The 14,447-nt window shown below is 66.7% G+C and carries 15 protein-coding genes and 1 pseudogene; 13 read left to right on the forward strand and 3 right to left on the reverse strand.

All coding sequences use genetic code 11. The annotated features are described in order from the left end of the window. The first annotated feature begins 21 nt into the window (after positions 1 to 21). Both C1N81_RS44970 and C1N81_RS44975 read left to right on the forward strand, forming a co-directional pair. A protein-coding gene (locus C1N81_RS44970; protein WP_394438657.1) for an IS5 family transposase occupies positions 22 to 830 on the forward strand; the annotation gives its coding sequence in 2 pieces (ribosomal slippage) (positions 22 to 376 and positions 376 to 830; 810 coding nt in all). Positions 831 to 917: 87 nt separating this feature from the next. Beyond that, entirely contained in the window at positions 918 to 1,514 is a 597-nt protein-coding gene (locus C1N81_RS44975) for a hypothetical protein (RefSeq protein WP_394438658.1), read from the forward strand. Between the two features lie 88 nt (positions 1,515 to 1,602). On the opposite strand, the gene C1N81_RS44980 is transcribed toward C1N81_RS44975, so the two are convergent. Further along, on the reverse strand, positions 1,603 to 2,373 hold the full coding sequence (locus tag C1N81_RS44980) for a transposase (RefSeq protein ID WP_394437755.1): 771 nt from the start codon (positions 2,371 to 2,373) through the stop codon (positions 1,603 to 1,605). A gap of 34 nt (positions 2,374 to 2,407) precedes the next feature. Continuing rightward, complete coding sequence (locus tag C1N81_RS44985) at positions 2,408 to 2,821, reverse strand: hypothetical protein (protein WP_394438659.1); 414 nt, start codon at positions 2,819 to 2,821, stop codon at positions 2,408 to 2,410. 333 nt (positions 2,822 to 3,154) lie between these two features. Here C1N81_RS44985 and C1N81_RS44990 point away from each other — a divergent pair, with 333 nt between their 5' ends. Beyond that, positions 3,155 to 4,027: an IS5 family transposase gene (locus tag C1N81_RS44990; protein WP_394438661.1), complete on the forward strand. Its 873-nt coding sequence runs from the start codon at positions 3,155 to 3,157 to the stop codon at positions 4,025 to 4,027. Between the two features lie 125 nt (positions 4,028 to 4,152). Here the strand turns inward: C1N81_RS44990 and C1N81_RS44995 are convergent. After that, positions 4,153 to 4,565 (reverse strand): annotated as a pseudogene (locus tag C1N81_RS44995) (transposase); the annotation flags it as partial. A 940-nt stretch (positions 4,566 to 5,505) separates the two neighbouring features. Here C1N81_RS44995 and C1N81_RS45000 point away from each other — a divergent pair. The 10 genes from C1N81_RS45000 (at position 5,506) to C1N81_RS45045 (ending at position 14,196) form a co-directional block, all read left to right on the forward strand. Further along, positions 5,506 to 5,694 (forward strand): hypothetical protein, encoded by a 189-nt coding sequence (locus C1N81_RS45000; RefSeq protein ID WP_394438662.1) that lies wholly within the window; start codon positions 5,506 to 5,508, stop codon positions 5,692 to 5,694. Between the two features lie 19 nt (positions 5,695 to 5,713). Next, on the forward strand, positions 5,714 to 5,911 hold the full coding sequence (locus C1N81_RS45005; RefSeq protein ID WP_394438664.1) for a hypothetical protein: 198 nt from the start codon (positions 5,714 to 5,716) through the stop codon (positions 5,909 to 5,911). Between the two features lie 299 nt (positions 5,912 to 6,210). Further along, positions 6,211 to 7,956 carry an alpha/beta fold hydrolase gene (locus C1N81_RS45010; protein WP_394438665.1) on the forward strand — a complete coding sequence of 582 codons (1,746 nt, stop codon included), beginning with the start codon at positions 6,211 to 6,213 and terminating at the stop codon, positions 7,954 to 7,956. Continuing rightward, entirely contained in the window at positions 7,953 to 8,537 is a 585-nt protein-coding gene (locus tag C1N81_RS45015) for a hypothetical protein (RefSeq protein ID WP_394438666.1), read from the forward strand. The genes C1N81_RS45010 and C1N81_RS45015 overlap by 4 nt, the downstream gene beginning before the upstream one ends. 116 nt (positions 8,538 to 8,653) lie before the next feature. Continuing rightward, entirely contained in the window at positions 8,654 to 9,415 is a 762-nt protein-coding gene (locus C1N81_RS45020; RefSeq protein WP_394438668.1) for a class I SAM-dependent DNA methyltransferase, read from the forward strand. A 38-nt stretch (positions 9,416 to 9,453) separates the two neighbouring features. Continuing rightward, entirely contained in the window at positions 9,454 to 9,633 is a 180-nt protein-coding gene (locus tag C1N81_RS45025) for a hypothetical protein (RefSeq protein WP_394438670.1), read from the forward strand. Then, positions 9,630 to 11,354, forward strand: a complete 1,725-nt coding sequence (locus tag C1N81_RS45030) for an ABC transporter ATP-binding protein (protein WP_394438672.1) — start codon at positions 9,630 to 9,632, stop codon at positions 11,352 to 11,354. Before C1N81_RS45025 ends, C1N81_RS45030 begins: the two co-directional genes overlap by 4 nt. After that, entirely contained in the window at positions 11,351 to 12,808 is a 1,458-nt protein-coding gene (locus C1N81_RS45035) for a phytoene desaturase family protein (RefSeq protein WP_394438674.1), read from the forward strand. Before C1N81_RS45030 ends, C1N81_RS45035 begins: the two co-directional genes overlap by 4 nt. Further along, on the forward strand, positions 12,808 to 13,245 hold the full coding sequence (locus tag C1N81_RS45040; RefSeq protein WP_394438676.1) for a hypothetical protein: 438 nt from the start codon (positions 12,808 to 12,810) through the stop codon (positions 13,243 to 13,245). Before C1N81_RS45035 ends, C1N81_RS45040 begins: the two co-directional genes overlap by 1 nt. Before the next feature lie 126 nt (positions 13,246 to 13,371). Then, positions 13,372 to 14,196 (forward strand): M23 family metallopeptidase, encoded by an 825-nt coding sequence (locus C1N81_RS45045; protein ID WP_394438698.1) that lies wholly within the window; start codon positions 13,372 to 13,374, stop codon positions 14,194 to 14,196. Positions 14,197 to 14,447 lie beyond the last annotated feature (251 nt).

Consider the following 14,447-nt stretch of genomic DNA (forward strand, 5'->3'; position numbering starts at 1 on the left):
TGATCGTTCGTTGATCCGTGCATGACTGATCTCGCTGAGCGCCTGGTGCCGGACGAGTTGTGGGCATTGTTCCGGAGGGTGGTGCCACCGACTGAGGTGATACGCCCGCAGGGCGGTGGCCGACGCCGGGCCGGTGACCGTGAGGCCCTGGCGGCGATCATCTTTGTGGCGACGTCGGGCTGCACCTGGCGGCAGTTGCCGCCGGTGTTCGGCCCGGCCTGGCCCACGGTCTACCGCCGGTTCGCCCAGTGGAGCCGGGACCGGGTCTGGGCGAGGCTCTACCGCGTGATCCTTGACGAGCTCGGTGCGCGGGGTGAGCTGGACTGGTCGCGGTGCGCGATCGACTCGGTCAGTCTGCGGGCGGCAAAAGGGGGCCTTTGACGGGACCGAATCCGACCGACCGCGGCAAACTCGGATCGAAGATCCACCTGATCTGCGACCGGAACGGACTGCCGCTGTCCCTGGGTATCTCCGGCGCGAACATGCACGACAGCCAGGGTCTGGAGCCGCTCGTGCGCGGCATCCCGCCCATCCGGTCCCGCCGTGGTCCCCGGCGCCGAAGGCCGGCGAAGCTGCACGCCGATAAGGGCTACGACTACGACCCCCTGCGCCGATGGCTCCGCGAACGCGGCATCCGCCACCGCATCGCCCGCAGGGGCGTCGAGTCCTCGCAGAGGCTGGGCCGGCATCGGTGGGTGGTCGAGCGAACCGTGTCCTGGCTGGCCGGCTGTCGAAAACTCCACCGCCGCTACGAACGCAAGGCCGAACACTTCCTCGCGTTCGTCGGCATAGCCGCAGTCCTCATCGGCTACCGCCGGTTGATCAGGTGAGCCGGTCGGTCGGGAGCAACAGTCGGCCAGCACCGGTGATGTCAGTAGCAGCTCGTAGGGTGCGCTGGGATTCGACGAGGAGGTTCGATGGGCTTTTCCGGTCATCTGGTCTTTGCGCGCAGCGAGCGCCCACTGCTGAAGGCACCCATGTTCAACAGCACCGGTCCAGAGCTGAGGGACGACGTGCACGAGTGGCAGCCGCGACCGGGCGGTTGGCAGACCCTGCAGTTGGAACAAGGCATCTGGGAGGACGAGTACCTGTCCACTTTGGTCGAATGGACCGGAGCGCCGGCCTGCGTCGCCGATGTCTCCGACAGCAGCGTCGCCCTCGTGACCGGCCTGGACGCCGACGGGCACCGCTGGCAGGCGTGGCTCAACCTGGACAACGCCGCCGCTCTCCTCGTCGAGGAACCGGAGGACGTGGACGACGTGAGTCTGTGGTTGGCCACCCCGGAGTTCGAAGAAGCCATCGGACACAAGCGTGCAGAACTCGATGCGGAGGTGCCGACCGACGCCGAAGGCGCTCTCGTGTGGGCTTCAGCGGCTGGTGCCCAGGCCGCGGCGCAGCGGTCTCGGATCGAGGAACTGCTACGCACACAGGAGACCTTCGTGGAGGAGCTGTTCGACGCGCTGCTGGACGAGCTGGGCTTCCCTGAAGCCGTCCACCCCGCACCTCAGCCATAAGAAACGACGTCTTGGTCCCTCTTAAGGGCTGTCCCGTGAATGATCTCTGACGCCTCGGGCGTGGTGGGCCGCCGTGCGGCGCGCTGGCCTATCCGGCGAGGGCGAGGTTGTGCAGGCGGGCGATGCCGAGTATGGCGTGGTGGACGCCGTCTCCTTTGAGGCGGCAGTCGCGGAGGATCTTCCAGGTCTTCATGCGGGCGAAGACGTGCTCGACGCGTGCCCGGACCTGCTTGTGGGACTTGTTGTGTTCCCCCTTCCAGGCTGGAAGTTCGGTCTTGCCGCGTTCTCTGCGGTGAGGGATGACGAGCCCGGTGCCGGGATATCCGCCGTCGGCGATCGTGGTGGTCTCGCCGACGGCGGCTTTGGCGCCGGATTCCTCCCACGCCTTGCAGTCGTTGCGGTTTCCGGCGAGTGGCCGGCCGACCACGACGACCATGCGGGTGTCGGCGTCGATGACGACCTGGTGGTTGGTGGAGTACCGGTAGTTCTTCGACCGCTCGGCGATCGTGTGGTCGCGGGTGGGCACCAGGGTGCCGTCCACGATGAGCACGGTGCCCTTGGCGAACCGCTTGCGGGGCTGGAGGGTGAGCCTCGGTCCGAGGTGGGCGATGATGCGGTCGGCTGCCGACTTTGACACCCCGAACAGCGGCGCGAGCTGCCGCATCGTGAGGTCGGTTCGCCAGTACGCCGCGACCAGCAGGAGCCGGTCCTCCAGCGGAAGGCTCCATGGCCGGCCCTTGCGGACCGCGTCCGCACCCGCGCAACGCAGACCCGTCACCAGCTTCCTGAAGACACGCGGGCTCAGCCCGGTGAACGGGGCTATCCAGGAAGGCTCCGACGCCTTGATCACACCAGCCACGCCGTGATCGTCGCACCTGGAGAGGCACGATCATTCAGATGCGGGAGCTCAGCCGCAGTGCAAGCAGGCGGCGTAGACGAGCAGAGGACCCTCGAAGAGTCCCGAGCTTTCTCACCTCGCCGGTCTCAAGCTCTGGCCGACCCGCGAGAGCAAGGACGGCGGCGTAAGGCCTTTCGCCCTCGTCAAGCTTCGCTGCAACGCCATCGAGCACAGATCGGAGAACTATGCGGTTTGCCTCCGGGTGTTCGGCCAGGAGGTGAAGGAGTCGGTTGTCGTTCCAGTCACTGTCGCGCGCCTTGCTCAGCTCCAGGAGAGCCGCGGGCGGGGTGTGAGGATTGGTGGCCAGAGCCTGCCAGACGAAGGGGTACGGACACTGGACGAGGCGGTGTAGGACAGAGCCGTCCTTCTCGGCACGCGCCAGTGCGAGGTAGTCGGCAGGCGTGGGCACGAGGGTGGCCTCTCAAGATGGTCGGAGCCGTCATCTTGCCATTGCGGCTGGCCATGAACAGGCAACGAGACCGCCCAACCCCGGCTCGCCACGCCCAACAGTTGCGGGACAGCCTTTAGTAGCTGTGCAAGAGCCCCGGGCGGGCGGCCAAGCCCGTGGGCTACCTGACGCGCCTTCTCAACTTGATCAACGTTTCTTCCTGAAGCATCTGATCCACGACAGCCTGGGTCACTCTCATGGTCATGCCGAACTGAGTGGGCGTTCTGTGAGTCGTCGGTGTGGTTGTCCTGATTGAGGGCTTGCGGATGAGTGACGGTGCGGTGTGCTGGAGGAGTGGCTGACCGGCAGCCGTACCCGAGTGACCTGTCGGATGAGGCGTGGGAGCTGATCCGGCCGGTCCTCACGGCCTGGAAGGGCCGGCATCCGTCGGTCAGCGGCCATCAGGGCCGGTATGCGATGCGGGAGGTCGTCAACGCCATCCTGTACCAGGCCCGGGTGGGTTGTCAGTGGCGCTATCTGCCGCACGACTTCCCGCCCTACACCGCGGTCTACTACTACTTCGGGCTGTGGCGGGACGACGGTACCGACCAGGCGGTCCATGACCTGTTGCGCTGGCAGGTCCGCGAGAGCCGCGGCCGAAACGCGGACCCGACCGCGATCGTGATGGACACCCAGACCGTGCACGCCTCGCTCAACGCACCCAAAGAGAGCACGGGGCTGGATCCGGGCAAGAGAAGCCGGGGCCGCAAGCGGGGCATCGCCACCGACATGCTCGGCCTGCTCATCGCCGTGATCGTGGTCGCCGCGAGCGTGCACGACAACGCCATCGGCATCAGCCTGCTCAACGAGGCCGCGGCCGACAACCCGTCGCTGTCCAAGAGTTGGGTCGACGCCGGGTTCAAGAACGCCGTCGTCGCCCACGGTGCCGCCCTGGGCATCGACGTCGAGGTGGTCCACCGGGATCCGGCCACCACGGGCTTCACCCCGTCACCGAAACGGTGGATCGTCGAGCAGACCCTGGGCACGCTGATGCTGCACCGCCGCCTGGCCCGCGACTACGAGGCCCGGCCCGCCAGTTCGGCGTCCTGGATCCGCTGGTCGATGACCGGCGTGATGACCCGCCGGCTCACCGCCTCCACCGCGTTGACCTGGCGTGACCCGCCACCCGGCCCGCCCCGCGAGGTCAGCTCGAACGAGCAGGGGTAAAGCATGCACCAGTTCCTGGAACAGCTTGAGATCCGCGAGGCCGCGGCCCGCGACCTGGTCGACAAGCTCCGCGCCCAGATCGCCGAGCTCACCGCCCAACTCCAGGCCACCGAAGCGGCCCTGCAGATCTTCTTGCCGGCGTCGATGCCCTGGCCGGAGCGGGGGACGCTGGTGGACGTCTTGATGCTCTGCGCGTCGATCAGGCAGGCCGACGGCTTCGCCGCGCGGCCCTCCTGCTGTCGCACCAACTCGCCCAGCAGGCCGGTGAGCTGGGCAAACACCCCGTCCTTCTGCCACCTGGCGAAGTACCCGTACACCGGCTCCCGGGTGGGAAGTCGTGCGGCAGATAGCGCCACTGCACCCCGGTGCGGTCCACATACAAGATCGCGTCCATGATCTCGCGCAGCTCGTGCTGCGGTAGACGACCGAACTCCAGGGCCCTGCTGCGGCGCTCGGCCCGCCAGGCCGACAGGACCGGCTCGATCAACTCCCAGCGGGCGTCGGACAGGTCACTCGGATAGGCGCGTCGTGGCTGCATGGTGATGGCGTACCGCACGAAGTCGCGTGTGCCCAGGCGCGCAGCATCGGCCACCGAAGCATGGCACCGGAAAGGGGTGTCCTGGAATGAGACAGGCTTCAGCGGACGACATAGGCAATACGGACTCTCCGTGAAGCTCTTCAACCTCGTCAGCCCCTCATCCCGTCAACGGCCTCACCTAGCGCGAGAACGAAACATGACGAAACGGGCTCCGTCTATGAAAACGACCTCTTAGGAACGAGTCCAGATCTACGCCACCGTCATCAACGCCATGGCCCTGGAATACGAGGCCCTCAACGAAACGAGCCCAGACTCGGCGCGTGCTGCCTCTGCCCTCCCGGCGGCCGCTCCTCCAGGCAAGAGGCCACGGAGCGAAGGAGCGGGAGTAGCACTTTTCCGCCAGCGCTGGCACGACTTCACGCCAACGTCTCTTGGGGTCGGCGGGTCTCTCCCCTCACCTCGCATAAGTCGTATCCCGCCAGTCGACGGACTGACGAGTTGGCGGCCCTCACCGAGGAATCCCCAGGCCACATCACCTTCCAAGGCTCACCCAAGAAAACCATTCAGGCCACCCCCACTCGCCACAAGCGTATTCGGACTCAGGCACTCCGGAGTTCCCGACACGCCATGTGAGATGCGCCACACCGCGATCCCTTGATCCAGCTAGGTAAAGGATTTCTATAGTGGCTCTCGCAACGGGGAACGATCACTGGTCGCCACTTTGACCGAAGTGGCGCAATGACACGGGGGTAGGTGCGGCGCCTCTCGCACTCGCGAGAGGTCGCACGGGATTACACACGGGGATTGCGACTAGTGCACATACGTGCACTGCCGTCTCGTCCACGGGATTCCGACCCTCCGAAGATTTCGATGATTGCGTCACAGTAGATCCGCTTCTCGTTGCGGAAAACAGATCGCAAATCGAGTCAGAAGGAGTGTCATGGCTGAGATTGCAGCCTTCATGAACGAGCAGGAGATACCCGCCCTCGAGGACGGTATGGCCAAGACCGACGGCGTGCCGATCATGGCCACCCCCCTCGCCATTGGGGCAGGTGCCAAGATCGCGGCCGCGGCGGTGGCCTTCACCATTCCCGTCGGCGCGTATGTGACCGGCCGCGTCGTCAACTGAGCTGAGGCAGGGGATCTAGATGAACCAGATCATCGAGAGTGCGAGCAAGGCCGCATCCCCGACCCTGTCCGAGATCGCGGACGACCAGGTCGCACGGATGATGCCGGTGGCTTTCACTCCGGCTGCAGTGGCGCTGTGCCCCTACGCGGCAGGCGGGCTGGCCGCAGGTGCTGCGGCGGTCGGCGCCTACGAGGCGGGACGCGCGGCGGCCGGCTGAGTCCCCCGCAGTGCCCACGTACTGAACGTGGGCCGGTGACGGCACCCCTGACGTAACACCCAGCGGGTGCTCCGAAGCTGTCGGGCCGCGCTCCAATCGCGGCCCGACAGCTTTCCCATTTTAGCCAGACCGGCGGATGACCTGGGAGGAATATCCCTTTGAGGCGCCTGAAGAAGATCACTTCAAAAGCACTTACCCCCGTCCCGATTTCACGCGAAAGGGCGCTAGGAATATCGGAGAGATTGGCCGCACTTACCACGCTGTCTTCTTCGTTGGAATACCTTCACCAGCGTAGACATATGGACCGCGGCGGCCTGAACGACTGGGAGGTGATGAGGAGGACCCCGGAGGCCAGCAATGTGACCCTTCGTAAGGTCGCAAATATCGCGAGCAAGAAGAACGTGTCTCTGGCATTGCATGCGTCCCGGGCTGCGGTCAGTGTTGCGATGCTCTTGCCAGGGCAAGCCAGATGGCGCGGTGCCAGCAGTCTCTTCCTCAGTGGCACAAGCTACCTCCTGCAGGCCCGGCACCGTTACGGAACGGACGGATCGGACCAGGTGGCAAACCTCGTCCAAAGCGTAACCGGGGTAGCCCGGTTGGTAAAGAAAACGGAAACTCAAGACGCATTGCTGTGGTATGTCGGAATGCAAGCGAGCATGTCCTACGCGGTGTCCGGCTGGGTCAAGCTCGTGGGCGACAAGTGGCGGGGGGGCTCAGCCCTTCCGGGGGTGATGCGGACACGGACGTACGGCTCAGAACCGATCTACCGCCTGACCCAGCGCTACCCGAAAACGTCCAAGGCCGTGCAGCACAGCGTCCTGGCGATGGAGTGCCTCTTCCCGCTCGTCCATATCGCCGGCGGTCGGCTTACCCGCCCGTTCCTGGCCGCTGCCGGAGGCTTCCATGTGGCCAACGGCTTCGTCATGGGCCTCGGCCGGTTCATGACCGCGTTTCCGTCGATGCATCCCATGGTGGCCTACACCACGGCGCCCAAGTCCCATCCCGCGGTCGCCGGGCGCGATGACCGTGCGGCCAAGGCGGCGGGTCTGCTGCTGGCCGGCGCGATCGCTGCTGGCGCCCTGGTCACGGCTCAGCGCCGAGCCGTGGTCCTCGAAGGGTGGCCGACATCCCGCAAGGTCGTGACCCGGCACGGCAATGAGTTGATGTACGAGACCGGAGGGCCTGACTCGGATGCGCCGACCCTGGTGTTCTGCGCGGGGCTCGCCTCCACGTCGGAGCACTTTGCCTGGATCAGCGAACGCTTCGCTCACGGGTCGGATCACTCTGTTGTGGCCTACGCGCGGGCAGGGTATGCGGGGAGCCGCCGTCATTGCACAGCGCCCTATGAACTGGTCGAGTCTGTCGACGACTTGGAGGATCTCATCCGTGCGGTTGTGCCGGAGAACCGCCAAGTGGTGCTGGTCGGGCACTCCCTCGGTGGCGAGCTGATCCGACGGGTCGCCGACCGTATACCCGAGCGGCTAGCCGGTGTCATCTATCTCGATCCTTCACACCCCGCCGAGCTGCAGCGTTCGGAACGGCAGCGTGCCGGAGCGAAGGACCTGCGGGACACGCTGACGCATGTGGCGCGGTACACGCGGCTGGGTACCGGGGTCTTGATGAGCCGTCCCGGCTGGGTCGAAAAGCTCCCCATGGCCTACCGCGAGAAGGTGTTCGCGCAGTACACCGACGCCCGCCTGTGGAAGGCGGGCAGGCGGGAGTGGCTGGCTGTGGAGAAGGAGTTCACCGACTTCACGGGCACCATTGCCACCTCCTCCGTACCGGCATTGGTCATCGCCGCACAGCAGACCGTCGATCAGGACCCGGAACAACTCCTGATGTACAACGAGCTGGCTCGAGCCCACCAGGGTCCCGGCGAGCAAGCCGACGTCAAGGTAATCGAGGGGTCCGACCATGACTCCATGCTCACCGACGCCAGCTACGCCCACCAGGCAGCCAGACTCATGAGCGATTTCCTGGACGCACAGCGCCGACGCGACCGGGCTGGTGCCGACTCCACTTTCAAGGGGGGTGCTGAACGATGAAGTCCGCCGCACTGGTCAAGGACGTGTTCACCGGCCCTGGCGCACGGGCCCGATGGGTCGGCGCGGGGATGCTGGTGACAACCTTTGCCGCGCAGCACCCTCATCTCGTGTTCGACCGCGCGCGCTCCAAGGACATCTTCTCCATGGTGCCCAACTGGAGATTCTTCGCCCCGAACCCGGCCGTCCACGACTTCCACTACACCTACCGGACGCTGGACCTGGACGGGGAGACCAGCCAGTGGCGCGAGATCGAGATGATCGCACCCAGGAAACTGCATCAAGCGTTCTGGTTCGCCTCCCGCAGGCCGGAGAAGGCGGTCTTCGACATCTGCACCGCGATACTGCAGGAAGCCCAGAAGGGTGGGGTCCGGCGGGCACAGAACCTGTCCGCGTACCAACTGCTGGTCGAGTTCATCCGCCGTACCATCCGCGAGGAACAGGCCGATGAGACCGTGAAGGGGTTTCAGTTCGCTGTCGTCCGTGCCGCAGGCCACGACCGCGACGAACAGCCGGAAACACTCTTCGTCTCGCCTTATACGCCGATGAAGACACCGCCTGCGCACTACGTGGCCACCGCTTAGCCACAACACCCGCAGACCGCAACGCCGCATGGTGCCGCTCTGCCTCCCGCGGAGCGGCCCCTGACGGTGCCCCTGCGCGGCCATTCCCCCACCACTCGCAAGGAACGGATGCTCCCATGGACGGCACCATCGACGACATCGGCTACGGCAGGCAGTTCGCCACGTGGTACGACCGCCTTTTCCCCAAGGACGACAGCGCCCTTGCCGTGGCGCAGACCCTCACCCGTCTCCACCCCGATCCCTCACGGGACGCTCTCGAGTTCGGCGTGGGCACCGGCCGCATCGCCATCCCGCTGTCCCAGAAGATCGGGCACGTCGTCGGCCTCGACTCCTCACCGGAGATGCTGGCGCTGCTGGCCGACGACCCCACGGCTGTCCACGTCACCGGCGCGCACGCGGACATCCGTACGTATACAAGCGACCGAACCTATGCGCTCGTGTACGCGGTGTGCGGGACGCTGTCCATGCTCCTGACCCGGGAAGATCAGCAGGCGGCCGTCCGGACGGCGGCCGAACTCCTGGAGCCGGGGGGACGCCTGGTGGTAGAGACCGGCAACCGGCCAGGTATCGAGGCCCTCCACGAGGGCCTTGCCCGCACCACGATCTTCACCCCGTACCCGGAGCCCGGCACCGGGCTGCAGACCCACTCGACCCTTACGCCTGGGTCCGATCTCTGGCAGTGCGCCCACGTCTGGCACGAGGCGGACGGCACGACTCGGGTGGGCCACGAGGTCGCCCGGCTGACCACGCCGGACGAGGTCGACTCCTACGCCATCGCGGCCGGGCTCGTGCCCGAAGCCCGGTACTCCGACTGGAACCTGTCGCCCTACACGACCCAGTACCCGATGCTCGTCACCACCTACGTGAAGGGCAGGTGAACCCGGCCGTCTCCACACCACGACAAGAAAAGGGATCCATGATGACCACCAAAGGCGTGCTGTCGTTCCTCATCGCCTTCATGATCGCCGTGCCGGTCATGCTGACCGTCTTCCGCGACAATGGCGAATTCACACGGGACAGTTTGACCAAGAGCCTCATCTTCGCCGGCAGCATCGCGACGATCGCTGCCATCGCCTTCGGCAGGAGCAGGCAGTGAACACGTCCGCCCTCATACGCCGTCATCGGCTGCTGCTCGGCACGGGCATCCTCCTGGGTCTGCTCGGCACCGCGGCGACGCTCCTGCAACCCCTGCTCATCGGTGATCTGATCGAGGCGGTGGCCGCGAGCGAGTCCACACTGTGGCCGATTCTGCTCCTCTCAGGGCTCTTCGTCGCCGACGCGGCGCTCGCAGCCGTGCACTTCTTCCTCATCGGGCGGGCCGGCGAGAACATCGTCTTCGACATGCGGGCCACCCTCACCGGGCGTCTCCTGCACTCCCGTATCCGCGCGTTCAGCCGACTCGAGCACGGAGACGTGTTCACCCGGACCGTCTCCGACACCTCCCTGGCCCGTGTCGCCCTGTCCTCCTCCGTGTCCCAGATCATCACCTCCGGATTCACGGTCGTCGGATGTGTCGGCGTCATGGCCTGGCTCGACTGGAGAATGCTGCTGGCCACGGCCGGCTGCCTCGGAGCGGCTTCGGTGATCGGCCTCGCGCTGGCCCGTGCCGTCCGCAAGGCCGCCATCGTCAACCGCCAGGACACCAGCGACTACGGCTCGGCGCTCCTGCGAGTCCTGGGAGCCCTGACCACGGTGAAGGCCTCACGAGCCGAGCAGCGCGAAGCCCAGCACATCGAGGAGAGGGCCGACGCCGCGCGGGCCAGCGGCATCCACGTCACACGCCTGTCGGCAATGCTGATGCCCGCCATGAACGTCGGCACCCAGGTGTCCCTCGCCGTGGTCATCACCTGGGGCATGGCCCGTACGGCCACGGGAGCCCTGCCCATCGAGGACCTCACCGCGTTCATCATGTACCTCTTCTATCTGGTGTCCCCGCTCGTGCTGCTGTTTATGTCGCTCGGGGAATTCCAGCAGGGCCGAGCCGCGATCGACCGGGTCAAGGAACTGGCCGACATCGAGACCGAATCTGACGAAGGCGCCTCGACCTCACCCATCGCCCCGGCCGCAACCTCAGCAATCGAGTTTCACAACGTCACCTTCTCCTACGGTGACAGCGCTGTGCCCGCCCTGACCGAGGTGTCGTTCGCCCTGCCGTCCACCGGCGTGACCGCAATCGTGGGCCCCTCCGGGGCGGGCAAGACCACCCTGTTCCAAATCATCGAGCGGTTCCAGGTGCCCGACACGGGCACGGTCCGGCTGGCCGGCATCGACATCGCCGGCATGCCCCTCGACGAACTGCGCTCCCGTATCGGCCTCGTCGAACAGGAGGCTCCTCTGATGCGGGGCACCGTCCGGGAGAACCTCACCTACGCTCACCCTAAAGCAAGTGCCGCCGAAATCTCCGAAGCGATTGCCGCGGCGCACCTCACCGATGTCATCGACGCGCTGCCGGAGGGCCTGGACACCCCGCTCGGCGAAGGCGGCACGGGCCTGTCGGGAGGACAGCGTCAGCGCCTGGCAATCGCCCGCGCCCTGCTGACCCGCCCGAAGGTGCTGCTCCTGGACGAGGCGACCGCCCACCTCGACTCCGACTCCGAAACGGCACTACGCGAGGCCATCGCGGTCATCAGTAAACGCTGCCACGTCCTGACCATCGCCCACCGGCTCTCCACCACCATCGGCGCGGAACGCATTCTTGTGATCGAGGAAGGAAGGGTGCGCGCCACCGGATCCCACACTCAGCTGATGAACAGCGATGCCACCTACCAACGTCTCGCCAGCCAGCAGCTGACCCCGGTCGCAGGGGGAACTCGATGACCGATGCCGCGATCGTGGGCACCGGCCCCAACGGGCTCGCCGCCGCTGTCACACTCGCCCGGGCCGGGCTCAAGGTGACGCTGTACGAAAAGGCCAGCACGCCAGGCGGCGGACTTCGCTCGACACCCCTCTTCGACAGCGACGTCGTGCACGACATCTGCTCGGCGGTCCACCCGATGGCGGCGGCCTCCGCCTTCTTCCGCGCATTCGACCTCCCGGCACGCGGTGTCCGCCTGCTCCAGCCGGACATCCCCTACGCCCACCCTCTGCCCGGCGGCCACGCGGTGGCGGCGTGGCGCAGCATCACGCGCACCGCCGAGCAGCTCGGACCCGACGCACAACGGTGGACGCGCCTGCTGGGCCCACTTGCCGAACGGTCCACCGCCGTGGTCGACCTGTTCCTCTCCGACCAGCGCTCCCTGCCCGGCGACCTCACCACGCCGATGCTCCTGGCCCCCCGCATCCTGGCGAACGCCACGAAGCACAGCCCGTTCACGACTACGGAAGCCCGAGCGCTGCTGACCGGGGTGGCTGCCCACGCGGTTGGCAGGCTGCCCTCGCTCGCCTCGGCGGCGGTGGCCCTGCTCCTGGCCCACACCGCCCACTCCAGCGGCTGGCCGCTGCCAGAAGGGGGCAGTGTCCGCATCGCCGACGCGCTCGTCGCCGACATCACCGCCCACGGCGGCACCGTGCACACCGGACACCACGTCAAAGACTTGGCAGAGCTCAGGAAGGTGCCACTCGTCCTGCTGGACGTCAGCCCCACCGAGTTCCTCTCCCTCGCCGGCACCCGCCTTCCCGCCGGCTACCAACGAGCACTGCGTCGCTACCGCTACGGCCCGGGCGCGGCCAAGGCCGACTTCCTCGTCAGCGCGCCCGTCCCGTGGACCAACCCCCTCCTGCGACAGGCAGGCACGATCCACCTCGGAGGCACGCAGGCCGACATCATCCGGCAGGAGAACGCCACGGTCGGCGGCCGACCGGTCTCCGACCCGTTCATGCTCGTCGTCGACCCGGCCGTCACCGACCCCTCACGAGCCCGCGGCGGCAAGCGTCCCGTGTGGGCATACGCCCACGTCCCCAACGGGGACACCCGCGACCCGGTCGACATCATCCGGGCACATATCGAGGAACACGCCCCCGGATTCACCGACACGATCATCGACTCTCGTGGCCTGTCGGCAGCCCAGTACGCGGCGTACAACCCGAACTACGTCGGCGGGGACATCTCCGCCGGAGCACTGTCCCTGCGCCAGACCCTGGCCCGTCCGACCCTGCGCCGAAACCCGTACACCACGCCGCTGCCGGGCGTGTATCTGTGTTCGGCCTCCACGCCGCCCGGACCGTCCGTCCACGGAATGTGCGGCCACCTCGCGGCTCTCTCCGCGCTCCGTCGTCGCTACGGCATAACGACAACACCCAACCTGTCGCCACAACAACAGGAGTTCATCTGATGTACACACGCACCTGGGCAGCCGCAACACTCACCGCCGGCCTGTCCTGGACCATGACCGCCCCGGCACTCGCGAGTGACAGCACGTCGGCCCGCTCCGTCGAGTGGTCCACGCAGCTCGAAACGGCCTCCGCCGAGGGGCAGCGATGGACCGAACCTACCAGCAACGGCATCACGCGGACCCTGGTCCTGAACGGCACGCTCAGCAGCACCGGCGACACCTGCTACGCACTGTGGACCCAGTTCGTGCACGACCTCGCGCCGGGGCCGGTTCGTAAGCAGGCCGAAAACTGCGGGCCCGGGCACGTCCCCGTCGAGATACGCCAGGCGTATCAGCCCACCACCACCGGGTACGTCATGATCTGTAAGGGAACGACCAATACCGAGAAATGCGCACCACGAGAGAACATCACCTGGTGGCCCATCAGCCAGAGCTGACCCTGGGCCGAGCACGATCGACGCCTCGTCCGGTCCACAGATCGCACAAGGCGCTCGGCACACGCAGCCGCCACCAACCGACCTAGCACTACCGCAAGTTCGACCAACCGAGGTGCCCTCTTGTTGATGTCCCTGTGGAAACGCCATGGCCTGTTCCTCACTGCCGGTGTGCTGTGCATCCTGGTGAACAGACAGGGCCTGGGACCACTGTGGTTTACGGGCGTCATTTTCTTGGCGCTTGGCGGGGCGATGCGCTGGAGCCTGTGGCGCAGACAGCGTCCGCCGCAGGGACAAGAACCAGTTGCGGTCGAGGTGCCCGTCGCCGGACGCTGGAAAGCCCTCAACGGGCCAAGCACGAAGGTTCCCAGCCACACACACTTCCATGCACAGAGCTACGCCATCGACCTCACACACCATCCGCTCGGCAGCCCGGCCCCGAAGCCCAGCTGGCTGTGGCCCTTTGGCCGACGCCCCCACCACTACCCCGCATTCGGCGCTCCCGTCCTGGCCCCGGGTGACGGCGTCATCGTGGCTGCCTCCGACCGTCAGCGCGATCACCTCTCCCGTACCTCGTTGCCGGGCTTCGGCTACCTCTTCCTGGAAGGGTTCATCCGCAGTCTGGGATGGCCCCGGCACCTGTGGGGCAACCACATCGTGCTCAAGTTGGACCACGGCACGTACGCAGGTTTCGCGCACCTCAAGCGCGGCTCCCTCCGTATGGCCGTGGGCGATCGGGTCAGCGCCGGCCAGCAACTGGCACAGGTCGGCAACTCGGGCAACTCCTCCGAACCCCACTTGCACTTCCAACTCATGAACGGCCCTGACTCCGAGATCGCCCAAGGCATGCCCTTCACCTGGCACTACCGCCGCGACGATGGCACGGAACACGTCGGGGTGCCCGAGGACGCCACCCTTTTCAACCCTCAGGAGTCCCAGGCCCAGCGCCGGTGAATGCATGCGGGCAACCCTGAACAACAACGGGGCGAGGCGAGCCGCAGCGGGCATGAAGGCCGTTGCGGCAACCCACGAGCAGCACGCCTCCTGACGCCGACGCATAGACATCTTTCCCTACGCCAGGTGTCACCTCCCGCCCCAGCGCGCGCAAGACACCCTGCGAAGTCGCCCGTTGCCACGCCGCCCCCGCGAACCGCAGCTTCTCCGGCTTCTGCCCCAGGCGTACCAGCGTCCAGGCTGCCTCGGCC

The organism is Streptomyces sp. SGAir0957 (assembly GCF_043523415.1).